We start from the raw sequence: 22,832 nt of genomic DNA on the forward strand, positions 1-22,832 counted from the left end.
CAACGACGCCGATGATTGGAGCCGCAGTGACGCTGCCCGCGATTCCCGACGGACGACCCGTGGAGGTGCGCTCGACCGACGGCACCCGCCTGCACGCCCAGGTCTTCGGACCCGAGGACGGGTACCCGATCGTGCTGGCCCACGGCATCACCTGCGCCATCGAGGTGTGGGCTCACCAGATCGCCGACCTGGCCGGTGATTACCGCGTCATCGCCTACGACCACCGCGGGCACGGCCGCAGCGAGACACCGCGCAGCCGCCACGGATACAGCCTCAACCACCTGGCCGCCGACCTGGACGCGGTCCTGGACGCGACGCTGGCGCCGGGGGAGCGCGCGGTGATCGGCGGGCACTCGATGGGCGGTATCGCCATCACCTCGTGGTCGCAGCGCTATCCGCATCGCGTCACCCGCTGCGCCGACGCGGTTGCGCTGATCAACACCAGCACCGGTGACCTGCTACGCGATGTGCAGCTGGCCCGGGTGCCCGCCGCGCTGGCCGCCACCCGCATCCGGACCGCGGGCTCGCTGCTGAAGACGTTCGGTGCGAGCCCGGTGCCCAAGCTGGCCGACCGCGCCAACAAGCGATTCGTCGGCTACCTGGCCGTCGGTGCCGACGCCGATCCCCAGGTGAGCGAGTTGGTCTACCGGCTGTTCGCCACCACGCCGGCCGCCGGCCGCGGCGGATGGGCCCGGGTGCTGGTCGACGGCCTTGGGCCCAAACACATCTCGCTGCAGAACCTGTCGGTGCCGACGCTGGTGATCGGCAGCACCAAGGATCGGTTGCTGCCGATCAACGCCTCGCGGCACATCGCCGAGCACGCACCCAATCTGGCCGACTTCGTCGAGCTGGCCGGCGGGCACTGCGCCATCCTGGAGCGGCCGGCCGAGGTCAACCAGCGGCTGCGCGCACTCGCCGAATCCGTGGTGCGGCAACGCCTCACGTCCTGAGGTAGGCACTCACCTCGCCGGCCGCGCGCCGGCCCGAACGCACCGCGCCGTCCAGGAATCCGGTCCATTCGTCGGCGGTTTCGGTGCCGGCCCAGAAGATTCCGTCGATCGGCGTGCGCAGATGTCGGCCGTAGGTGGTCCACGACCCCGGCGGTACGGCCGCCGTCGGCCCGCCGGGGGCGAATTGTTCGGCGCTCCAACAGTGATCGAGATAGTCGATGGGATGGGCGGCAGCCTTGCCGAACAGGGTGGTGAAGCACTGCACGGCCTGTTCGCGACGGGCGGCCGGGGACAGTACGTCGAAGGTTCGTGCTGCCGCGAATCCCAACAGGATTCCGGGCCCGTCGTCGTCGGGGCTGACATCGAAGGTGATGAACACCGGACCCTCATCCGACAGTGCCTCGCCCGAGCAGCCGCCGGCGCGCCAGAACGGTTTCTCGTAGGCGACGTAGGCCTTGCTGAGATTTCCCTGCGGCCAGTGCGCGGGCAGTTCGGCGTGGCCGTCCGGCAGCGCGGGCTCGAAGGTGATCTCGCCGCGATGCTGTGGCGGGATGGCCAACACCACCGCCGACGCGGTGTACCGGCCGGCGGCCGATTCCACCGTGTAGCCGTCGTCGGTGCGGATGATGCGCTGCACCGGCGCGCCGGTGATCACCTTCGCGCCTAGTTCGTCGGCCATCCGCTGCGCGATCGGCTGGGTGCCCGCCGGGAAGCGGTCCTGTTGGGCTCCACCCTTGACGTCGAGCATCCGGCCCAGTCCGCCCGCGGCCTTGACATAGCGCACCGCGTGCAGCATCGAGACCTCGTCGGGCTCACACCCCCAGGTCACCCGCGACATGATGGCCATCAGATTGCGGGTGGACGCGCTGGCGTGCACGGCGCGCAGCCAGCCCTCCAGGCTTTTCTGGTCGAGTCGCGGGGCCGCATCGGCCGACCAGGCGTCGGTGACCGGGATCAGCCGTGAGAGTCGGTCGAACCGCCACTGGATGCGGGACACGTCGAGCAGTTCGATCAGCGACAACTTCGGGATGGTGCTGCGGTAGGACCGCACCTTGCCGTGCCAGCGGATGAGGTTCTTGCCGCGGCTGTAGGTCGGGACGGTGGGGCAGCCCAGTTCGGCGGCCAGCGCCAGCACGGCGTCCTGGGTGGGCCCGACGAAGGTGGCGCCCAGATCGACCGGCACCCCGGCGATCGTCGCGGTGTGGGAGCGGCCCCCGACCCGGTCACGACCCTCGAGCACGAGCACGTCGTGCCCGTTACGTGTCAGTTCGCGCGCTGCCGTCAGCCCCGCGAATCCGGCCCCCACCACGATCACATCGGTCACACCCCCAGTGTGCCGCCTCGCGGCGCGCCTGGATGCGCTCTGGGGGTCTTGGCGTGGGAATCACTGATTGTTCGCCGCCGGGCACGCCGATCATTTCCATCGCCGTGGTTGTCGCTAGGAAGCAGGTCGGCTGACGGTCGGTCTCCTTGCCGCCTGGCGAGCGACAATCCAGCGACGCGAATTTCTCTGGCCCCGTTGGCATCTCGCGTCACATTGTGACCGGTTTTGTCGGTGGTCGCACGTATGTTCGGGTCATGAAGTCGGATGTGGTGCAGTCCCGGGACGCGGTAGCCGCCGCGGTCGGTGATCGTGCCGCGTCGGTGAAGGCGTTGTTGGATGCTGATTTCTCGGTGTTCGACACCGCGGAGTTGTTGGCGTTGCAGTCCGAGCGTGAGGAACGCGCCCGCCAGGATGAGGCGGTCGATCACCGGATTCTGGCGGCGTTGATGGCGCGGGCGAGCGCGCATGAGATCGGCGGCAAGAACTGGGCCGATGTGCTGGGCACCCGGATGCGGCTGTCCGGGCGCGAGGCCGCGCGCCGGGTGCGCCGCGCCGAAGAACTGGCTCCTAGGCAGTCGATCACCGGGCAGACGCTGGAGCCGGCGTTGGGGTTGTGCGCGCAGGCGTTGGCGCAGGGGGCTATCGGTGAGGGGCATGTGGCGGTGATCGCCGAGGCGGTGCGGTTGGCGGCCAAGTATGTCGATGCCGCCGAGTGTGCGGAGTTGGAGGCCATCCTGGTGCCGCTGGCCCGGGCCAGTGTTCCTGAGACGGTGCACGCGACCGCGGTGTCCGCGTTGTATCTGATGAATCAGAATGGCTGCGGCCCCGATATCGTGCGCCACAAGCGCGGTATCAGCATCGGTCAGCAGGATGCCGACGGGTTGACCCGGATCACCGGCTGGGTGGATCCGGAGCTGGCGGCCTATCTGGGTACGGTGAATGACACCTGGGCCCGTCCCGGGGTCAACAATCCCGAGGACCCGGACTCACCGGCCAACCCCGAGCCGGAGCCCGAGGCTGAAGCCGACGAGCCGGCAGCGCCGGGCACCGAACCGGAAGCGCCGGAAGCCGAGCCGCGGGACCCACAGCAGGATCCGGCGTCGGTGTGGGAGCAGCTACCGCTGCCCACCACCTTCGATGAGCTGGCCGAGCGGATCGACGCGGTCGAGGCCGCCGCCGCAGCCGCAGCCACCCCGGCGCCGTCGCTGCCCCCGCTGACCGGGCCCGCCTACCGCGACACCCGCACCCAAGCCCAGCGCCAACACGACGCACTCAAAGCCGTGCTGCGCGAGATCCTGGCCTCGGGGCGCCTGGGCCAGCACAACGGGCTCCCCGTGACGGTGGTGGTGTCCACCACGCTGGGTGAGTTGGAGTCCGGGGCCGGGATCGCGGTCACCGGGACCGGCACCTTGATGCCGATGCCGGACCTGATTCGCCTGGCCGAGCATGCCCATCACTATTTGGTGGTGTATCGACAACACACCGCCGAACCGCTCTACATGGGCCGCACCAAACGCCTGGCCACCAAGGCCCAGCGCCTGCTGCTGTACAACCGCGACCGCGGCTGCACCCGGCCGGGCTGTACGAAATGTGCCAACCATTGCCAGGCCCATCACGCCGACCCCAGCTGGGCTAACGGCGGGCTCACCGACGCGGACACCCTCGGACTGGGCTGCGGGCCTGACAACCAACTCGCCGAACTGGGCTGGACCACCCGCATCGACCCCACCACCGGACGCGTGCACTGGCACCCACCACCGTTGATGGACACCGGCCAAGACACCATCAACCACCACTTCCACCCCGAAGAACTGCTCCCCAGACAAGAAACTCAAGGACTGAGCGATGGCGATCCGGGAGAGTCGGACGTCGAGTGATGGCGCCGCGGCGCGTACACGCGCCAAACCGAGTTTCGTTCCACAAGTCACGTTAGTGTGTGGCCCTGTGAAGGTGATGACCGCGCTGTATGGACCGTCCGGAGCCGTCGAGCGAGCACAAGAACTGCGTGATGCCGGTGCCAGCGGTGTCTTCACGTTCGAGGGCCCGCACGATGTGTTCACCCCGCTGACCCTGGCCTCGACGGTCGAAGGCCTGGACCTGATGACGAACGTGGCGATCGCGTTCCCGCGCAACCCGATTCATCTGGCCCATCAGGCGATCGATCACCAGATCCTCACCAAGGGCCGATTCACCCTAGGGCTGGGCACCCAGATCCGCACCCAGATCGAGAAGCGGTTCGGCGCCGACTTCGACCGCCCGGTGGCGCGGATGACCGAACTGGTGGCCGCGCTGCGCGCCATCTTCGACACCTGGTCGACGGGGCAGCGGCTCGACTTCCGCGGCGAGTTCTACCGGCACACGCTGATGACGCCGACGTTCACCCCGCGCGACAACCCGTACGGTCCGCCGCCGATCTACGTCGGTGCGCTGGGCCCCCGGCTGACCAAGGCCACCGCCGCGCATGCCGACGGCCTGCTGGTGATGCCCTTCGGCAACAAGAAATTCCTGCACGAGGTCACCATGGCCGCCGTCGACGAGGGACTGGCCGCGGCCGGACGGAATCGGTCCGACCTGGCAATCGTCCCGGAGATCATCGTCTCGGTGGGCGAGAACGACGAGGCACATGCCGCCACCCGCCAGCTGTTGGCCTTCTACGGGTCGACCCCGGCCTATCGTCCGGTATTGGACATCCATGGCTGGGGGGAGCTGCAGCCCCAGCTCAACGCGCTGTCCAAGCAGGGCCGATGGGCCGACATGGGCGCACTGATCGACGACGACGTGCTGCACACCATCGCCGCCTGCGGCACCCCGGCGCAGATCGCCGCGCACATCCGCGACCGGGTCGCGGGCATCTCCGACAAGATCTGCATCTATCAACCCGGACCGATCGCGGCCGACTCTTTGGCCCAGATCGTTGACGCGCTGCGCACCTGAGGTCCTATGGTGGTTGGTACGGGGCAGGACCACGAGGAGGTTGTCCGATGGCCGAGCGAAACGAGGCTGCCGAACCCGAGTTCAGCGACGTCCTGATCATCGGGGCGGGCATCTCGGGGATCAACGCGGCCTACCGCATCACCGAGCGCAACCCGCAGCTGAACTACACCATCCTGGAGCGGCGCGAACGCATCGGCGGCACCTGGGACCTGTTCCGCTACCCGGGCATTCGCTCCGACAGCGACATCTTCACCCTGAGTTTCCCCTACGAGCCGTGGACGGGGCGGGCGCATGTCGCCGAGGGTGCCGATATCCGCGAGTACCTGACGGCGACGGCCCACAAGTACGGAATCGACCGGCACATCCGGTTCCGGACCACCGTGTCCTCGGTGAACTGGGACTCCTCGACCGACACCTGGACGGTGCAGGCCGAGTCCGACGGAGTGGCGACCACCCACCGGTGCCGGTTCGTGTTCTTCGGCACCGGCTATTACAACTACGACGAGCCCTACACCCCGGCCTTCCCCGGCATCGAGAACTTCGGCGGGACCGTCGTGCACCCGCAGTTCTGGCCCGAGGACCTCGACTACACCGGCAAGCGCATCGTGGTGATCGGCAGCGGTGCCACCGCCATCAGCCTGGTACCCGCGCTGGCCGAGAAGGCCGGCCACGTGACGATGCTGCAACGCTCGCCGACCTACATGATGTCGATGCCCGCGGTACCCAAACCCACCGAGGCGGTCCGGAAGATCCTGCCGCGCAGGATCTCTCACCAAGTGGTGCGGTTCCGCAACGCGTGGATGCACTATCTGTACTACATGTTCTTCCGCACCCTGCCGAATGCGGGGCGCAAGCTCATCCGCCGCGCCACCATCGGTGCGCTGCCCGCCGGCTATCCGGTCGACGTGCACTTCAAGCCCCGGTACAACCCGTGGGATCAGCGGATGTGCCTGGTGCTCGACGGCGACCTGTTCGAGGACATCAGCGCGGGCCGTGCCGAGGTGGTCACCGACCACATCGACCACATCGACGCCGAGGGCATCGCACTGCAATCGGGGCAGCGCATCGACGCCGACATCATCGTCACCGCCACGGGCCTGCAACTACAGGCCTTGGGCGGAATCGAAATCACCGTCGACGGCGCCCGCGTCGATCCCACCGACCGGTTCGTCTACAAGGAGTGCCTGCTCGAGGACGTGCCGAACATGGCCTGGTGCATCGGCTACACCAACGCGTCCTGGACGCTGCGGGCCGACATGACGGCGCGCGCGGTGGCCAAGTTGTTGGCATACATGCAATCTCACGGCTACACACACGCCTACCCGCATCTGGGTTCGGTGGTCATGCCCGAGAAGCCGACCTTCGACCTGGACGCCGGCTACGTCAAGCGCGCGCTGCACGCGTTGCCGAAGTCGGGCACCCGCCGGCCCTGGAAGGTGCGGCACAATTACGCGCTGGACGCCTTCGAGCACCGCTTCGACAAGATCGAGGAGTCGATGGTGTTCGGCCGGGTGCAGTCCGACCGGCCCGCCGCACACCCCCCGGCCACCCCACCCATTTCGGCGAGCGTGCGAGTCTGAGGCCAACACGCCGCGTTCTCACCGGAGCTTGCGCACGCTCAGGGCACCCGGACGGTCAATCCCGTCGCCAGTAGCTGCGTGGCCGACAGGCCGAAGGTGGTCTTGAACCGGTCGGCCAGATGCGAGGAACCGGCGAATCCGGCCTCGACGGCCGCGGTGGTCAGGTTGGCGCCACCGGCCAGCTCGGTGCCGGCGCGCATCAGCCGGCACCACAGTCGGTAGCGGCGCAGGCTGGTGCCGACCTCGGCGGTGAACAGGTGCAGGAACCGGGATTCGGACAGGCCGGCGTCGGCGGCGAGTTCGGCGGCCGACGGTGCGGCGGCCGGGTCATCGCGAATCTGCTCGGCTGCCAACTCGATCCGCGGATCGACACGGTGAACCTGCGAAGGTGCGGCGGTGTCGAGCCAGCGTCGGGCCGCGGCGTCGTCACGCGGTGGCGTTATCAGCTGCTGCTCACCTGTATGTCCGATGCCGATGCCGTGGACGAAGGTGTCGAACTGCCCGCGGCAGGCGGTGCTGCGTTGCGATGCCGGGTCCAGATAGCAGGACACCAACGGTCCCTGCATGCGCAGCTGATGGGTCAGCCGTGGCGGGATGAGTACCGTGCGCGCGGTGACGCGCTGCCCGTCGGCATCGACGGTCAGCGGCGCCTGTACTCCGACGGCCAGACACCACACCGAGCCCGAATGCGGGTCCAGGCCCAGCGCCGGACCGGAGTACAGCGCCTGCCCGGGCCACAACCACACCGCCGGATAGCAGGTTTGTGGAAGCTCGGACGCTGCTGGCACTGACATGCTGGCCTCCTGTCCATCGATCAGGAGGCTACCGTGGCCGTTGCCGTCATCGTCGTCGTCGGGGTGTTCTTCGTCGGAATGGGTCTGTTCGCGCTGGCCGCACCGGCGACCATGTTGCGGCCGTTCGGTTTTCCGGTCGGCACCGACACCGAGCGCGCCGAGGTGCGGGCGGTGTACGGCGGATTCGGCATCGCCATCGCCGGCGTGCTCGGCTATGCCCTGATCGCCTCCGACGGGGTGCGCAGCGGCATCGTGCTCACCGTGGGGGTGGCGCTGGCCGGTATGGCCGCGGGACGGGTCATTTCTGCGGTACTGGGGGACCGGACGCCGTTCTACCCGAACTGGTTCTACTGCCTGGTGGAGGCCGTGGCGGCGGCCGCGCTGTTCTGGGCGGCCGCCTGAGGGTTACGGTGCGACGGTCAGCCAGTCGGCGAAACCGGACGGGTCGTGCCGGCCGAGCGCACCGTGCTCGAACAGGCCCCAGCCTTCGGCGGTGACCCCACCCTCGGTGCAGACCGCGCGGCCGACGTGGTCGATGACCCCGAATCCGGCCCGGCCGATGATCGCCGGGTCGGTCATGTCATAGGTCAGGCGCTCGGTGAACTTCTCGCCCTTCCACACGCCGTGGATCCAGTCCGAGTCACCGCCGTAGCCGCCGCCGACGTGAATGGGCACCGGCAGTTTGGATTCCACCTCGAAACGCACCGGCGAACCGTCGAGCGCCGAGGCCTCGATGGTCGCGCCGGTGGGGATCCGGGTGCCGGAGCGGTAGTGGATCTTCACCCGCGGCCAGCCGAGCTGCTCGACCCGGCCGTCCTTCCAGATCCGGGTGCAGTCGTTCAGCGAACGGAAACCGTCCGGGGCCTCCTGGATGATGATGACGATCGAGAAGTCGTCGAAGGCCATCGGCACGTACAGCCACCACATGCCCTCGAACGGGGGATCGGCCGGCCGGCCCGCCGGTTCGGCCTCGCCGATCGGCCGGATGCCCCAGGACCGGTCCCGGGATCCGATCCAGGTCGCCGGGTCGACCGCGATACGCTCCCCGTCGATCTCCAGATGCCCGCTCCAGGAACCCAATTGGGCGAAACGCTGGGCGTCCAGGGTCACCCGGTTGCCCTGACGCATCAGGTGTGGCTGTTCCTGCACCGCGTCGAACAACGCGTTCCAGGTCAGGTCGGCGGCGATGCCGTCGGTCTCGTCCAGGGTGATCCGCAGCCGGCGCAGCGGCTCGGGCACGTCGACGCGGTAGCCGTTGACGTGCTGGTTCAGTCGATCCTGGTCGATTGCGTCGGACAGGTGCACCGCGGTCTGGGTGTCGCCGCGACGGACCAGCAGGAACGCATCCTTGACGCCCAGGTTCGGGTAGTAGCCGATGCCGGTGATGACGAAGATGTCCCCGGTGCGGTTATGGGCGTTGAAGTAGGACCGGTCGTAGAAGTTGCGGTCCGATGATCCCGGCCAGGCAATCGGTTGTGGTACTTGGTGAATCGGGAACTCGTCCATCGGACCGAGCATCAGTTCTCCTCGAGCAGTCGTCGCAGCAGGGTTGCGTGGTAGAACGTCGACTCGACGTCCTCGGGTTTGTCCATCTCGCCGAAATGCACACGCCGGGCGGTGGTGCGCATGAACACACAGCACCAGATGACACCGGAGTAGATGTAGAACCAGCGCAGGTCGCCGAGTCGGGTCCCGGTCAGCCGTTCGTAGGTGGCCCGGACATCGTCCTCGCGCAGCACATCGGGCAGTCCGGGTAATCCGGCCAGCCCGGCGAGTTCTTGGAAGACCATGTGCGCGAATATGATCCAGGAGACATCGAGTTCGCGCGGGCCGAGTGCGGCCATCTCCCAGTCCAGCACCGCGACCGGCCGGAAGTCGTCGTAGAGCACATTGCCCACCCGTGAGTCGCCCCATGACAGCACCGGGGTGCCGGCGGCGATATCGGTGGGGAAGTGGTTCTCCAGCCATGCCAACGCCTGTTCGACCAGGGGGGAGCGGCCTATGTCGGGAACCGCGAACTCGTACCATTGCGTGAGCCAGCCGAAATGCCGCCGCAGCGGCGTGTCGCCGGGCGGGTCGACCTCGGTCAGGAAGGAGAACTGTTGTGCCGCATCGGGGATGGCGTGCAACTTGGCCAGTACCTCGACGGTGGCGTCCTGCAGTTCGCGCTGCCGCTCGGGCGTGGCGTCGGCAAACCAGTTGCCGCCGAAGGTGTACGGCATGACATCGGGCGGGACGATGCCGTCGACCCGGTCCATCAGGAAGAACGGTGTGCCGAGCACGGATCCGTCGGCGTCGATCCAGCGCACCCGCGGGACGGGCACGTCGGTGAGTTCGCCGACCAGTCGCATGAGCTCGAACTGATGATCCATGCGGTAGGTCGAGAAGACCGGCACGTCATCGGCGGTCGGCGCCACCCGGGCCACGAGTCGTTGGTCGTCGCCGTCATCCCAGCGTGCGGTCAGCAGAATGGTCTCGGAGGACATGCCGTTGGCGTCCACACCGCTCTCGATGGTGATGTGCGGTGCCGACCGCTCCGGACGCACGGTGGACAACCACGAGGACAGCAGGTCGGGCAGCGTGCTGACATCTCGGCTGGAGTGCTGGAGGCGGCTGACGTCCTCGACAGCCGGTTCATGTGCCACGGTGCATCCTTCCGGCCCGAATTACGATACGGTGGGTAGCGATATGAAATCAGACTTGCCATCGGTTGACAAGGGTGCCGGCCGTCCGCGCGACCCCCGCATCGACGCCGCGATCCTGGCGGCGACGGTGGATCTGCTTGTCGAGATCGGGTATTCGAGCTTGACCATGGCCGCGGTCGCCGAGCGCGCCGGCACCACCAAGACCGCGCTGTACCGCCGATGGTCGAGCAAGGCCGAATTGGTGCACGAGGCGGCGTTTCCCACCGCACCGACGGCGCTGAGCATGCCCGAGGGCGATATCGCCTCGGATGTCCGGGCCATGATCGCCGCCGCCGGCGCGGTGTTCACCAGCCCGGTGGTGCGCGCCGCGCTGCCCGGACTGATCGCCGATATGGCCGCCGACCCGGACCTCAACGACCGGGTGATGAACCGGTTCACCGGGCTGTTCGAGGTGGTGCGGTTGCGACTGCAGCACGCAGTGGACCGCGGTGAGGTGCACGCCGACGTCGACCCGCAACGGCTCATCGAGCTGATCGGTGGGGCCACCCTGCTGCGGATGCTGCTGACTCCCGGCCAGGACCTCGACGACGAGTGGGTGGCGCAGACCACCGCGATCGTGGTGCACGGCGTCGTCCGCTGACCTCCCGCCCAAACGAACAAACGGGCGCCGAAGTGCGAGTGGACGCCGACTTCACGTCAAGCTCGGTGCGCGCTGATCTGACTTTTATTGCGCGCCGACACCGCGCGGAACTGATCGCCGAGCCCCTCGAAATCCCGTTGCTGCGCATGGGCGATGCGCGCCTCGGCATCTAGCGCCGGATCGATCACCGCCGCCGCGCCCTCGGTGTAGATCTGCTTCAGCCCGGCCATCGTCGGACCGGGCACCTCGGCGATCTGACCGGCCAACTCCAGCGCCCGTCGCAGCAGCTGATCATGGGCGACGACCTCGGTCACCAATCCGATCCGTTCGGCGCGCTCAGCGGTGATCACCTCACCGGTCATCGACATCCGCCGCGCCATCGCAAGACCCACCACCTGCGGTAACCGGGCGGTCAGACCGCCGCCGGGCAGGATACCCACCCGGGCGTGGGTGTCGGCGAACACCGCGCGCTCGGACGCCACCAGGAAATCGCAACCGAGCGCGATCTCCAGACCGCCGGTGAACGCCGCTCCGTTCACCGCGCCGATGATCGGGGTGTTCATCTCGCGCACCGCGGTGATGCAACTCTGCGAACGGAACTCCGCGAAGTACTTCAGTCCGTCGCGGGCGGCCTCCTTGAGATCGACACCCGCGCAGAAGGCGGGATCTGCGCCGGTGATCACCACCGCGCGTACCGCATCGTCGGCATCGGCGGACGTCAGTCCGGCGTAGAACGCACGGATCAGATCGCGGCTGAGAGCATTTCGCGCCTGCGGGCGGTTCAAGGTCAGTAACCGCACCGCACCATGATCGGAACCCAACAGCAAGCTCATGTCGTCGAACCTATGCGTATGGTCGATATGTAGACCCTATTTCACCGATTTTCCGGAGGTGGCCCCGTCGTGTCCGTGTTGTCGACCCCCGTCGTTGCCGACACCCTGGCCCGATTGTTCTCCCGCGTGGTCAATCCCACACCCAAGTCAGGCGTACGGTTCTCGGAGATCCCGGCCGACACCGCCGAGGTCGGCATCCCCACCCGGCACGGTGACACCGCCGCCACCGTGTACCGACCCGCCGGCGACCCGGACGGGGTGTACCTGAATATCCATGGTGGCGGCTTCGTCGTCGGGCACCGTGAACAGGACGACCCGTGGTGCCGGTTCCTGGCTGCCCGCGCCAACGTGGTCGTGGTCAACACCGACTATCTGCTGGCTCCCGAGCACCGCTTCCCGACACCGGTGGAACAGCTCTACGACGTGCTGACGTGGACGGCCGCGCCGCAGCGGGACTGGCCCGGTGATCGGTTGTGCTTGGGTGGCCAGAGCGCGGGCGGCAACCTCTCGGCGGCGGTGTCGCGGCTCGCGCTGACCGAGGGCGGCCCGGGCATCGCGTTGCAGGTGCTGCACTACGCCCCGCTGGATCTGATGACCGCGACGGCGAACAAGCGCTCCCCGCTGGGCGGCAAGGCCGTCATGAAACCGTGGATGGGCGAGGTGTTCGACACCGCGTACATCCCGCAGCGACAGCATCGTCGCGACCCGTTGGCCTCCCCGGCGTGGGGTGACAATGCCGACGGAATCGCCGGTATCGCACCGGCTCTGGTGATCACGGCCGAGTACGACCGGTTGCGCGACGAGGCCGCCGGGTACGCCAAAAGCCTCGATGCGGTCGGCGCACTGGTCGACTATGTCGAGGTGCCCGACGTCGACCACGGCTACAACATCATGAGCGACGCCACCGAGATAACCCGGGGCATGTACGAACTGATCGCCGGCCGGGTGCGCGACGCCGTGAGTTAGCGCACGAACTGTTGCGCGTCGTTCACCAGATCCAGCAGCGGTTGCGGCAGCGCGCCGAGGGCGAAGGTGACCGCCGCGGTCAGCGTCACGGCCGCCATGGTCAGCGCGCTCGGGACCACCACCTCCGGGGCGTCGGCGGGCGGATCGGTGAAGAACATCAACACGATCACCCGCACATAGAAATAGGCGGCCACCGCGCTGGCGATCACGCCGATCACCACCAGGCCCGCGGCCCCACCCTCGGCCGCCGCCTTGAACACCGCGAACTTGCTGACGAAACCACTGGTCAACGGAATACCGGCGAACGCGAGCAGAAACAGCGAGAACACCACGCCCACCACCGGATAGCGGCGCCCCAGCCCCGCCCACGCCGACAGGGTGGTCTCCTCCTCGCCGTCGGCGCGGCGCACCAACCCCGCGAGCGCGAACGCGCCGAGCGTGCTGAAACCGTAGGCGAACAGATAGAACAGGGTGGCCGAGATACCCGCCTCGTTGAGCGCGATGACGCCGGTCAGGATGAAGCCGGTATGGGCCACCGCCGAGTAGGCGAGCATCCGCTTCACATCGTTCTGGGTGACCGCGGTGAGCGTCCCGACCACCATGGTGGCGATGGCGATGACCCACATCATCGGCCGCCAGTCGGAGACCAGACCGGGCAGTGCGACATAGAAGATCCGCAGCATCGCCCCGAACGCGGCGATCTTGGTGGCCGCGGCCATGAACGCGGTCACCGGAGTCGGGGCGCCCTGATACACATCGGGTATCCACGAATGAAACGGCACCGCACCGACTTTGAACAGAATGCCGACGGCGACCAGGCCGACACCGGCGAGCGCCAGCGCGGTATCGGGGCCGCCGTCCGCGACAGCCGTGGCGATATCGTCGAGCCGGAAACCGCCGGAATAGCCGTACAGCAGCGCGATCCCGTACAGGAAGAACGCCGACGCGAACGCCCCGAGCAGGAAGTACTTGAGTGCGGCCTCCTGCGACACCAGTCGGCGCCGCCGGGCCAGACCGCACATCAGGTACAGCGGCAGCGACAACACCTCCAGCGCGACGAACATGGTCAGCAGGTCGTCGGCAGCCGAGAAGATCATCATGCCGCCGAGGCCCAGCATCATCAGCGGGAAGACCTCGGTCTGGGCCACAACGGCTTTCGCGGCGATCTTCTCCGCGACACTGCCCGGCACCGCCGCGGCCTGCGGGGTGAACGCGTCCAGCCCGGCGCCCGCCGAGGCCGGGATGCGTCGCTCCGCGGCCAGCAGCACCCCGAGAATCCCGATCAGCAGCAGCAGACCCTGCAGGAAGAGCGCGGGCCGGTCCACCGCCAGCGACCCGACGGCCGCGCTGTTACCGGCCGAGGAGCCCAGGTCGACGCTGACCCACACCACCGCGGCCAGCGCGGCGACCTGACCGCCCAGCGCCAGGGTCAGCTGGGCGGCGTAGCGGCTGCGGCGCGGCAGGAACGCCTCCGCCAGGACGCCGGTCACCGCGACACCGAGGATGATGAGAAGTGGTGACAGTTGGGCGTATTCGATGGTCGGTGCCTGGACGTTCATCGAGCCGGTCCTCCCGCCGTCGCCGGTACCGGGTCCTCGACGTCGATGGTGGTCAGCGTGTGGGTGACCGCCGGGTTGATGACGTCGAGCGCCGGTTTGGGATAGATGCCGAGCACCAGCAGCAGCGCGATCAGCGGTGCCACCACGATCAGCTCGCGGGGGATCAGATCGCGCAGGGTCTCGTTACCGTGCGCGACGGGGCCGGTCATCATGCGCTGGTAGGCCCACAGGATGTAGACCGCGGACAGCACCAGCGCCAGCGCGGCGATCACCGCCAGCGCCGGGAATCTGCTGAAGGTGCCGATCAGCACCAGGAATTCGCTGATGAACGGCGCCAGCCCGGGCAGCGACAGGGTGGCCAGGCCGGCGACCAGGAAGGTGCCGGCCAGCACCGGCGCCACCTTCTGCACCCCGCCGTAGTCGGCGATGACGCGCGAGCCGCGCCGCGACACCAGGAACCCGGCAATGAGGAACAGTGCGGCCGTGGAGATTCCGTGATTGACCATGTACAGCGTGGACCCGGATTGGCCCTGGCTGGTCAGCACGAAGATGCCCAGGATGATGAAACCGAAATGGGAGATGGACGTGTAGGCGATCAGCCGCATCACGTCGGTCTGCCCGATCGCGACGATGGCGCCGTAGATGATGCCGATGACGGCGAGGGTGATGATCAACGGCTGGAACGTCTTCGACGCGTCCGGGAACAGTTGCAGGCAATAGCGCAGCATGCCGAACGTGCCGACCTTGTCGACGACGGCCATCATCAACACGGCGGTGGCCGGGGTGGATTCGACGGCGGCGTCGGGCAGCCACCGGTGGAACGGCCACAGCGGTGCCTTGACGGCGAAGGCGAACATGAAGCCCAGGAACAGCGCATTGAGCAGCGCCGGGTCGATCGCCAGTTGGCCACTCTGCACCGCGGTGACGATCGCCCGGAAGTCGAACGTGCCGCCCAGTTCGTCCATCGTCACCACGTACAGCCCGATCACGGCGGCCAGCATGATGAGGCCGCCGAACAGGTTGTACAGCAGGAACTTCACCGCTGCGGCCGAGCGGTTGGCCCCGCCGAATCCGCCGATCAGGAAGTACATCGGGATCAGCATGGCCTCGAAGAACACGTAGAACAGCAGTACGTCCAGCGCCATCAGCGAGATCAGCACCATGCCCTCGACGGCCAGGGTGAGCGCCAGGTAGGACTGGGTCGACCGGCCGGCAAAGCTGTTCGGCGCGACTCCGGCACGCGGATGGCCGTCGTTCCAGCCCGCCACGATCAGCAGCGGCACCAGCGCCGCGGTCAACGCCACCAGGGCCAGGGCGATACCGTCCAGACCCAGGATGTAGCCGGTGCCGAACGACGGGATCCACGGATAGTCCTCGACGAACTGGAACTGTGCACCCGCCGGGTCGAACCGCACCGCGAGCAGCGCCGCGATGGCCAGCACCGCCAGCGACACCGCCAGCGCGGCCCACCGGGCGAACACCTTGGACGGCAGCAGGATCACCACCACGGCGCCCACCATCGGTACCGCCCACAGCGCGGTCAGCCAGCCGATCCCGTTCACCAGACCCTCACCACCAGAATCGCCCCGATCACCAGGATGGTGCCCGCCAGCATGGACAACGCGTAGGACCGGGCGAAGCCGGTCTGCCAGTGCCGCAGTCGCTGCGAGGCGCCGGCGATGACGGCCGCCAGCCCGCGGGTCGCGCCGTCGACGGCGTCGTCGTCGATCTCCACCAGCCCCTCGGTCAGTCGGGCGCCGGGGCGCATGAACACGCGTTCGTTGAGTGCGTCACCGTAGAGGTCGTGCCGGGCGGCGGTGGTCAACGCCGAACCGGCAGGCGCGATCTCCGGGATGGGCCTGGTGGCGTACATGCGGTAGGCAACGGCGATGCCGACCGCCACCACCGACAGGATGATCACCGTCATGGCCCAGACCGGGATCACGTGGTGCACTTCGTGCGTCCCCACAACGGGTTCCAGCCAGTGCGCCAACCCGCCGCCGACGGCCAGCACCGCACCGGCGCCGACGGAGCCCAGCGCCAGGACCACCATCGGCGCGGTCATGATCGCCGGAGACTCGTGGGGATGAACTGTCTCAACCCAGCGGCGCGGGCCGAAGAACGTCATCAGCATCACCCGGGTCATGTAGAACGCGGTGATACCCGCACCGAGCAAGGCCGCGCCACCGAGCAGTACACCCTTGACACCGCCTGCGCCGAAGGCGGTTTCGATGATGGCGTCCTTGGAGAAGAACCCGGCGAACGGCGGCAGGCCGATGATGGCGAGGTAGCCGAGCCCGAATGTCACGAAGGTGATCGGCATGACCGTGCGCAATCCGCCGAAGCGGCGCATATCGGTCTCGTCGTTCATCCCGTGCATCACCGAGCCGGCGCCCAGGAACAACCCGGCCTTGAAGAAGCCGTGCGTGATCAGGTGCATGATGGCCACCGCGTAGCCGGCCGGGCCGAGCCCGGCGGCCAGCACCATGTACCCGATCTGGCTCATGGTCGAGGCGGCCAGCGCCTTCTTGATGTCATCCTTGGCACACCCGATCACCGCCCCGAACAGCAGCGTGACCGCGCCGACGACGGTGACGGCCACCTGCGCGATGGGGGCGAGGTTGAACACCGGGCCGGACCGCACGATCAGGTAGACGCCGGCGGTGACCATGGTGGCGGCGTGGATCAGCGCCGACACCGGCGTCGGGCCCTCCATCGCGTCACCCAGCCAGGACTGCAACGGCACCTGCGCGGATTTGCCACACGCCGCCAGCAGCAACAGCAGGCCGATGGCGGTGAGCGAACCCTGCGACATCTGCGGGGCGGCGGCGAAAACGCCGGCGTAGGAGACGGTTCCGGCGGAGATGAACATCACCATCAGCGCCACGGCCAGACCGATGTCGCCGACGCGGTTGACCACGAACGCCTTTTTGGCCGCCGTCGCCGCGGACGGTTTGTGTGACCAGAAGCCGATCAGCAGATACGACGCCAGACCCACACCTTCCCAGCCCATATAGAGGCCCAGGAAGTTGTCGGCCAGCACCAGCAGCAGCATCGCGGCCACGAACAGATTGAGGTAGGCGAAAAACCGCCGGCGGTCGGGGTCATGGGACATGTAACCGACCGAGTACAGGTGGATCAGCGATCCGACGCCGGTGATCAGCAACACGAAGCAGATCGACAGGGCGTCGACCTGCAACCCGAAGTCGACCCGTAGTTCCCCGACCGGCACCCAGCTGAACAGGGTCTGCGTGACGGTGCGGTCCTGCGCGGGCCGGCCGAGCAGGTCGGCGAACAGGATCACTCCGATGACGAACGACCCGAGCGCGGTGGCACATCCGAGCAGATGGCCCCACGCGTCGGTGGCGCGACCACCGAGCAGCAGCACCGCGGCACCGGCCAACGGCAGCGCGATCAGCAGCCAGCTGAGGGTGCCCATATCAGTTCTTCAGCAGACTGGCGCCGTCCACCGACGCCGATTGTCGGGCCCGGAAGATCGCCATGATGATCGCCAACCCGACGACCACCTCGCAGGCGGCGACCACCATGGTGAAGAACGCGACCACCTGACCGTCGAGGTTCCCGTGCATCCGGGAGAACGTCACGAAGGCCAGGTTGGCGGCGTTGAGCATCAGTTCCACGCACATGAACATGACGATGGCGTTGCGCCGCAGCAGAACTCCGGCGGCGCCGATGGTGAACAACAACGCCGACAGGTACAGGTAGTTGGCCGGATTCACCGTTGCTGCTCCCGGTTTCGCGGGATCAGCACCGAACTCACCGAGGTGGGCGCCGCGGTGCCATCCGGTAGCCGAGCCGGGATGTCGACGGCGTTGTGCCGCGCGTACACACCGGGATTGGGTCTCGGTGTCGGGTATCCGCCCGCGGCGAACCGCTCGGTGGCCAGTTCGCGTTGCGTCTTGCGCCGGTCGAAACGTTCCCGGTGCGCCAGCAGCATCGCGCCGACCGCCGCGGTGATGAGCAGCGCGCTGGTCAACTCGAACGCCCACACGTAGCGGGTGAAGATCAAGACGGCCAGACCCTCGACATTGCCGGCCCCGTTGGGTTGGTCCAGACCGACGAAGCCGCCCAGCGAGGCGTTGCCGATGCACCCGATCAGCAGCACCCCGAAGCCCAGGCCGGCGACGATCGCCGCAATGCGTTGCCCGCGAATGGTTTCCACCAGCGACTCGGAGGAGTCGACGCCGATGAGCATGAGCACGAACAGGAACAGCATCATCACCGCGCCGGTGTAGACGACGATCTGCACCACACCGAGGAAGATTGCGTCCTGGGCGATGTACAGCACGGCCAGGTTGATCATGGTGATGGCCAAAAACAGCGCCGAGTACACCGCCTTGGGGGCGGCGACGACGCCGATCGCGGCCAGCAGCCCCAGGGCGCCGAGCACCCAGAACACGACCGCCTCACCGGTCGACGTCGCGGTCACCGGGATGTCTCCGATTCCCGGGTCAGTCCGTGGGCGCCGATGTTGCCGCGGTAGTAGTCCTCATCGGTGCTGCCCTCGGCCATCGCATGCGGCGGTGGGGTCATGTCTGCGGCAAGCGGTGCCAGCAGTTTGTCCTTGCCGTAGATCAGGTCGGCACGGTTGTCATCGGCCATCTCGTAGTCGTTGGTCATCGTCAGCGCGCGGGTCGGGCAGGCCTCGATGCACAGCCCGCACCCGATACAGCGCAGATAGTTGATCTGGTAGACCCGGCCGTAGCGCTCGCCCGGTGAGAACCGTTGCGCCTCGGTGTTGTCGGCGCCCTCGACGAAGATCGCATCGGCCGGGCAGGCCCAGGCGCACAGTTCGCAGCCGATACACTTCTCCAGCCCGTCGGCGTACCGATTGAGTTGGTGGCGACCGTGATAACGCGGTGCCACCGGGCCGGGCTTCTCGGGGTACTGCTCGGTCATCGGCTTGTTGAACATGGTCTTGAACGTGACACCGAAACCGGCCAGTGCGTCGCCGACCTTAGACATCGGAGAACTCCTTCTTCGGTGGGCTGGGGATGGGCGGGACGGGGAACGAACTGACCGCGTCGGGGTCGGTGGGCAGGGTGAAATGCGGGATGGCATGCCGGCGCAGCATCCGGCGCACCAGCACGGCGACGGCCAGCACGGCGATCGCCGCGGCGCTGACGGCCGCCGTCGTCCAGGCCGGGGCACCCTGGTCGCGCAGGGTCTTGGTGATCGAGACGACGACGATCCAGCCCAGCGACAGCGGGATCAGCACCTTCCAGCCCAGCGCCATGAATTGGTCGTAGCGCAGTCGGGGCAGGGTGGCGCGCAACCACATGAACAGGAACAGAAATCCCCACACCTTGGCCACGAACCACAGCAGCGGCCACCATCCGGAGTTGGCGCCGTCGATCAGGCTGAACGGCAGCGGCGCCTGCCAGCCGCCGAGGAACATGGTGGCCGCCAGCGCCGACACCGTCGTCATGTTGACGTATTCGGCCAGCATGAACATCGCGAACTTCAGCGACGAGTACTCGGTGTGGAATCCGCCGACGAGTTCGCCCTCGGCCTCGGGCAGGTCGAACGGGGCGCGGTTGGTCTCACCGACCATCGAGGTGACGTACACCAGAAAGGACGGCAGCAGCAGGAACACGAACCAGGTGCTCTGCTGGGCGGCGACGATCCCGGACGTCGACATGGTGCCCGCATAGAGGAACACCGCCACGAACGACAGCGCCATCGCGATCTCGTAGGACACCACCTGGGCGCTGGAACGCAGCCCGCCCAGCAGGGGATAGGTGGACCCGGATGCCCAGCCCGCCAACACGATTCCGTAGACACCGATCGAGGTGACGGCCAGCACGTAGAGAACCGCGACCGGCAGGTCGGTCAGCTGTAACGCGGTGGTGTGACCGAACACCGAGACCTGCCCGCCCATCGGGATGACGGCGAACGCCATGATCGCCGGGATCACCGAGATCACCGGTGCCAGCAGGTAGATCGGTTTGTCGACACCGGCGGGGATCAGCCCCTCCTTGAGCGCCAGCTTGATCCCGTCGGCCAGGCTCTGCAACAGTCCGAACGGCCCGACCCGGTTCGGTCCGAACCGCATCTGCATGCGACCCAACACCTTCCGTTCGACCAGGATGGCGACCAGCACGGTGAGCACCAGGAACACGAAGATGCCCAGGCACTTGGCCAGCATCAGCCACCACGGATCGTGGCCGAACGAATTCAGATCCGGCATGGTCATGACGGCTCGATCCGCACGACCGACCCGAGCGGCACCCCGAGGCTCCGGTACACCGGTGCGCCCGCGGTGTTCAACGGCAGCCACAGCACCCGGTCGGGCATGTCGGTGATGTGCACCGGCAGGGTGAGCGCACCGCGATCGCTGCTGATGCGCATCGGATCACCGTCGGCGCAGCCGATCTCGGCGGCGGTGGTCGCCGACAGCCGCGCCGCGGCCGGTCGGGCGGTGCCGGCCAGGTGCGGTTCGCCGACCTGCATCCGACCGCCGTCGAGCAGCATCCGCCACCCGGTCAGGACCGCCTCGCCAGAACCGGCGGCGAGGGCTTGGCCGGCGGTTACCTGCGGGGCCGCGGGACGGGTTCCGGCCCAGCTGCCCAACCGGTTCAGATCGGCACGCACCGCCGCGGCATCGGACAGGCCGAGATCGACGCCGACCTCGTCGGCCAGGGCGGCCAGCACCCGCATATCCGAGGTGGCCGACGGCGGCAGCGCGGCATCGAAGGGCCGGTGACGGCCCTCCCAGTTGACGAAGGTGCCCGCCTTCTCGGCGACCGGTGCGATCGGGAACACCACATCGGCGCGATCGGTGAGGGGACTGTGCCGCAGTTCCAGGCTGACGACGAAGGGTGCGGCATCGACGGCGGCCAGGGCGTACTCGGGGTCGGGCAGATCGTCGACATCGACCCCGCCGAGCAGCAGTGCCTGCAGGTTGCCGGTCGCGGCGGCGGCCAGGATCGCGTCGGTGTCACGGCCGGCGGTGGTGGGTAGCTGCTCGACGTTCCAGGCGGCGGCCACCTCCGCGCGGGCCCGGTCGTCGTCGACCGGACGCCCGCCGGGCAGCAGGTTCGGAGTTGCACCGGCTTCCAGCGCGCCGCGGTCACCGGCGCGGCGGGGAACCCAGCCGATCCGGGATCCGGTGGCGGTGGCCAGCCTGATCAACGCCGAGTAGGCACCCGGCGAGGCGGCGAGCCGTTCCCCGGTCAGAATCAGGGTGCCCTCGGCGATCTCGCCGTGCATGCCGTCCAGGGCTTCTGCCTCGAGGCCGGGGACCGTCGTCACCAGACGTCCGCCCATCTTGTGCAGTCCGCGGGTGGCGAACGGCGCGATGGCGGTCACGGACAGCGCCCGCTTGCGGAAGGCCTTGCGCAGCCGCAGGAAGACGATGGGGGATTCCTCCTCCGGTTCGAATCCGACCAGCAGCACCGCCGGGGCGGATTCGATATCGGCGTAGCTGACCGCGAGCGGTCGGCCGGCGACGGCGTGTGCCAGGAACTGCGCCTCCTCGGCCGAATGCTGCCGGATGCGGAAGTCGATATCGTTGCTGCTCAGCACGATCCGGGCGAACTTGGCGTACGCCCAGGCGTCCTCCATGGTCGACCGGCCGCCCACCAGCACCCCGGCCCGGCCGGTGGCCGCGGTGAGACCGCGTACCGCGACGGCGACCGCCTCGGACCAGGAGGCCGGGCGCTGGCTGCCGTCGGGATCACGGATGAGCGGGGTGGCAATCCGGTCGCCCTGGGTCGCATAGGTGAACGCCCACCGGCCCTTGTCGCAGTTCCACTCCTCGTTGACCTCGGGATCGTCACCGGCCAGCCGCCGCAACACCTTTCCGCGCCGGTGGTCGGTGCGCTGCGCGCAGCCCGACGCGCAGTGCTCGCAGACACTGGCCGAGGACACCAGGTCGAACGGCCGGGCCCGGAACCGGTACGCGGTCCCGGTGAGCGCGCCGACGGGGCAGATCTGCACCGTGTTGCCGGAGAAGTAGGAGTCGAAGGCCTCGCCCTCGGCGATCCCGACCTGCTGCAGCGCACCCCGTTCCAGCAGCTCGATGAACGGGTCGCCGGCGATCTGGTCGGAGAACCGGGTGCACCGCGCGCACAGCACGCATCGCTCACGGTCCAGCAGTACCTGGGCCGACAGGTTGATGGGTTTGGGGTAGGTGCGCTTGACGTCGGTGAAGCGGGAGTCGCTGCGCCCGTTGGACATCGCCTGGTTCTGCAGCGGGCACTCACCGCCCTTGTCGCAGACCGGGCAGTCCAGCGGGTGGTTGATCAGCAGCAGTTCCATCACACCGTGCTGGGCCTTGTCGGCGATCTCGGAGGTCAGCTGGGTGCGCACCACCATGTCCGGGGTCACCGTCGCCGTGCACGACGCCAGCGGTTTGCGTTGGCCCTCCACCTCGACCAGGCATTGTCGGCAGGCGCCGACCGGGTCGAGCAGCGGGTGATCGCAGAACCGCGGGATCTGGATGCCCATCAGTTCGGCGGCGCGGATCAGCAGGGTGCCCTTGGGGACGCTGACCTGGTGTCCGTCGATGGTCAGCGACACCATCTCGACCCCGGTGGTGTCCTTGGCGGGCCCGGCCAATGTCATGCTCGTACCCCCTTTGTC

The 22,832-nt window shown here is 68.0% G+C and carries 20 protein-coding genes; 7 read left to right on the top strand and 13 right to left on the bottom strand.

What is annotated here, in order from left to right; translation table 11 throughout:
• Positions 1 to 11 precede the first annotated feature (11 nt).
• Positions 12 to 950: an alpha/beta fold hydrolase gene (locus ACWDUN_RS00100; RefSeq protein WP_449922896.1), complete on the top strand. Its 939-nt coding sequence runs from the start codon at positions 12 to 14 to the stop codon at positions 948 to 950.
• Here the strand turns inward: ACWDUN_RS00100 and ACWDUN_RS00105 are convergent.
• Positions 940 to 2,274, bottom strand: coding sequence for a flavin monoamine oxidase family protein (locus ACWDUN_RS00105; RefSeq protein WP_449922899.1), 1,335 nt, complete (start codon positions 2,272 to 2,274; stop codon positions 940 to 942). The two genes, ACWDUN_RS00100 and ACWDUN_RS00105, sit on opposite strands and share 11 nt — an antisense overlap.
• Before the next feature lie 254 nt (positions 2,275 to 2,528).
• Here ACWDUN_RS00105 and ACWDUN_RS00110 point away from each other — a divergent pair, with 254 nt between their 5' ends.
• The 3 genes from ACWDUN_RS00110 (at position 2,529) to ACWDUN_RS00120 (ending at position 6,788) form a co-directional block, all read left to right on the top strand.
• Positions 2,529 to 4,151 carry a DUF222 domain-containing protein gene (locus ACWDUN_RS00110; RefSeq protein ID WP_449922902.1) on the top strand — a complete coding sequence of 541 codons (1,623 nt, stop codon included), beginning with the start codon at positions 2,529 to 2,531 and terminating at the stop codon, positions 4,149 to 4,151.
• 76 nt (positions 4,152 to 4,227) lie between these two features.
• Entirely contained in the window at positions 4,228 to 5,208 is a 981-nt protein-coding gene (locus tag ACWDUN_RS00115; RefSeq protein WP_449926119.1) for a TIGR03617 family F420-dependent LLM class oxidoreductase, read from the top strand.
• Between the two features lie 47 nt (positions 5,209 to 5,255).
• Positions 5,256 to 6,788, top strand: a complete 1,533-nt coding sequence (locus ACWDUN_RS00120) for a flavin-containing monooxygenase (protein ID WP_449922905.1) — start codon at positions 5,256 to 5,258, stop codon at positions 6,786 to 6,788.
• A gap of 38 nt (positions 6,789 to 6,826) precedes the next feature.
• On the opposite strand, the gene ACWDUN_RS00125 is transcribed toward ACWDUN_RS00120, so the two are convergent.
• Positions 6,827 to 7,582: a helix-turn-helix domain-containing protein gene (locus tag ACWDUN_RS00125; protein WP_449922908.1), complete on the bottom strand. Its 756-nt coding sequence runs from the start codon at positions 7,580 to 7,582 to the stop codon at positions 6,827 to 6,829.
• 33 nt (positions 7,583 to 7,615) lie between these two features.
• Here ACWDUN_RS00125 and ACWDUN_RS00130 point away from each other — a divergent pair, with 33 nt between their 5' ends.
• Entirely contained in the window at positions 7,616 to 7,984 is a 369-nt protein-coding gene (locus tag ACWDUN_RS00130) for a DUF4345 family protein (protein WP_449922911.1), read from the top strand.
• Positions 7,985 to 7,987: 3 nt separating this feature from the next.
• On the opposite strand, the gene ACWDUN_RS00135 is transcribed toward ACWDUN_RS00130, so the two are convergent.
• Both ACWDUN_RS00135 and ACWDUN_RS00140 read right to left on the bottom strand, forming a co-directional pair.
• Positions 7,988 to 9,100: a hypothetical protein gene (locus ACWDUN_RS00135; protein WP_449922913.1), complete on the bottom strand. Its 1,113-nt coding sequence runs from the start codon at positions 9,098 to 9,100 to the stop codon at positions 7,988 to 7,990.
• A complete protein-coding gene (locus ACWDUN_RS00140; RefSeq protein ID WP_449922916.1) occupies positions 9,100 to 10,227 on the bottom strand; it encodes a phosphotransferase family protein in 1,128 nt (375 codons plus the stop codon). The genes ACWDUN_RS00135 and ACWDUN_RS00140 overlap by 1 nt, the downstream gene beginning before the upstream one ends.
• Before the next feature lie 43 nt (positions 10,228 to 10,270).
• Here ACWDUN_RS00140 and ACWDUN_RS00145 point away from each other — a divergent pair, with 43 nt between their 5' ends.
• On the top strand, positions 10,271 to 10,867 hold the full coding sequence (locus ACWDUN_RS00145) for a TetR/AcrR family transcriptional regulator C-terminal ligand-binding domain-containing protein (RefSeq protein WP_449922919.1): 597 nt from the start codon (positions 10,271 to 10,273) through the stop codon (positions 10,865 to 10,867).
• A gap of 56 nt (positions 10,868 to 10,923) precedes the next feature.
• Here the strand turns inward: ACWDUN_RS00145 and ACWDUN_RS00150 are convergent, their stop codons facing one another.
• A complete protein-coding gene (locus ACWDUN_RS00150; protein WP_449922921.1) occupies positions 10,924 to 11,700 on the bottom strand; it encodes an enoyl-CoA hydratase in 777 nt (258 codons plus the stop codon).
• Between the two features lie 69 nt (positions 11,701 to 11,769).
• On the opposite strand from ACWDUN_RS00150, the gene ACWDUN_RS00155 reads away from it, so the two are divergent.
• Positions 11,770 to 12,666 carry an alpha/beta hydrolase gene (locus tag ACWDUN_RS00155; protein ID WP_449922924.1) on the top strand — a complete coding sequence of 299 codons (897 nt, stop codon included), beginning with the start codon at positions 11,770 to 11,772 and terminating at the stop codon, positions 12,664 to 12,666.
• Here ACWDUN_RS00155 and nuoN read toward each other — a convergent pair.
• From nuoN to ACWDUN_RS00195, 8 genes are read right to left on the bottom strand one after another with little or no spacing between them, the layout of a single operon-like run.
• On the bottom strand, positions 12,663 to 14,225 hold the full coding sequence (nuoN, locus tag ACWDUN_RS00160) for an NADH-quinone oxidoreductase subunit NuoN (protein WP_449922927.1): 1,563 nt from the start codon (positions 14,223 to 14,225) through the stop codon (positions 12,663 to 12,665). The genes ACWDUN_RS00155 and nuoN overlap by 4 nt on opposite strands.
• Positions 14,222 to 15,787: an NADH-quinone oxidoreductase subunit M gene (locus tag ACWDUN_RS00165; protein ID WP_449922930.1), complete on the bottom strand. Its 1,566-nt coding sequence runs from the start codon at positions 15,785 to 15,787 to the stop codon at positions 14,222 to 14,224. Before ACWDUN_RS00165 ends, nuoN begins: the two co-directional genes overlap by 4 nt.
• The gene (nuoL, locus tag ACWDUN_RS00170) at positions 15,784 to 17,664 is read right to left on the bottom strand and encodes an NADH-quinone oxidoreductase subunit L (RefSeq protein WP_449922933.1); all 1,881 of its coding nucleotides are present in this window, start codon (positions 17,662 to 17,664) and stop codon (positions 15,784 to 15,786) included. Before nuoL ends, ACWDUN_RS00165 begins: the two co-directional genes overlap by 4 nt.
• Position 17,665: 1 nt before the next feature.
• On the bottom strand, positions 17,666 to 17,965 hold the full coding sequence (gene nuoK, locus ACWDUN_RS00175; RefSeq protein WP_449922936.1) for an NADH-quinone oxidoreductase subunit NuoK: 300 nt from the start codon (positions 17,963 to 17,965) through the stop codon (positions 17,666 to 17,668).
• On the bottom strand, positions 17,962 to 18,675 hold the full coding sequence (locus ACWDUN_RS00180; RefSeq protein WP_449922938.1) for an NADH-quinone oxidoreductase subunit J: 714 nt from the start codon (positions 18,673 to 18,675) through the stop codon (positions 17,962 to 17,964). The genes nuoK and ACWDUN_RS00180 overlap by 4 nt, the downstream gene beginning before the upstream one ends.
• Positions 18,672 to 19,211 (bottom strand): NADH-quinone oxidoreductase subunit NuoI, encoded by a 540-nt coding sequence (nuoI, locus tag ACWDUN_RS00185; protein ID WP_449922941.1) that lies wholly within the window; start codon positions 19,209 to 19,211, stop codon positions 18,672 to 18,674. The genes ACWDUN_RS00180 and nuoI overlap by 4 nt, the downstream gene beginning before the upstream one ends.
• Positions 19,204 to 20,442, bottom strand: a complete 1,239-nt coding sequence (gene nuoH / locus ACWDUN_RS00190; protein WP_449922944.1) for an NADH-quinone oxidoreductase subunit NuoH — start codon at positions 20,440 to 20,442, stop codon at positions 19,204 to 19,206. Before nuoH ends, nuoI begins: the two co-directional genes overlap by 8 nt.
• Positions 20,439 to 22,814, bottom strand: coding sequence for an NADH-quinone oxidoreductase subunit G (locus ACWDUN_RS00195; protein WP_449922947.1), 2,376 nt, complete (start codon positions 22,812 to 22,814; stop codon positions 20,439 to 20,441). Before ACWDUN_RS00195 ends, nuoH begins: the two co-directional genes overlap by 4 nt.
• Positions 22,815 to 22,832: the final 18 nt, after the last annotated feature.

It is taken from the genome of Mycobacterium sp. NPDC003323 (genome assembly GCF_053589535.1).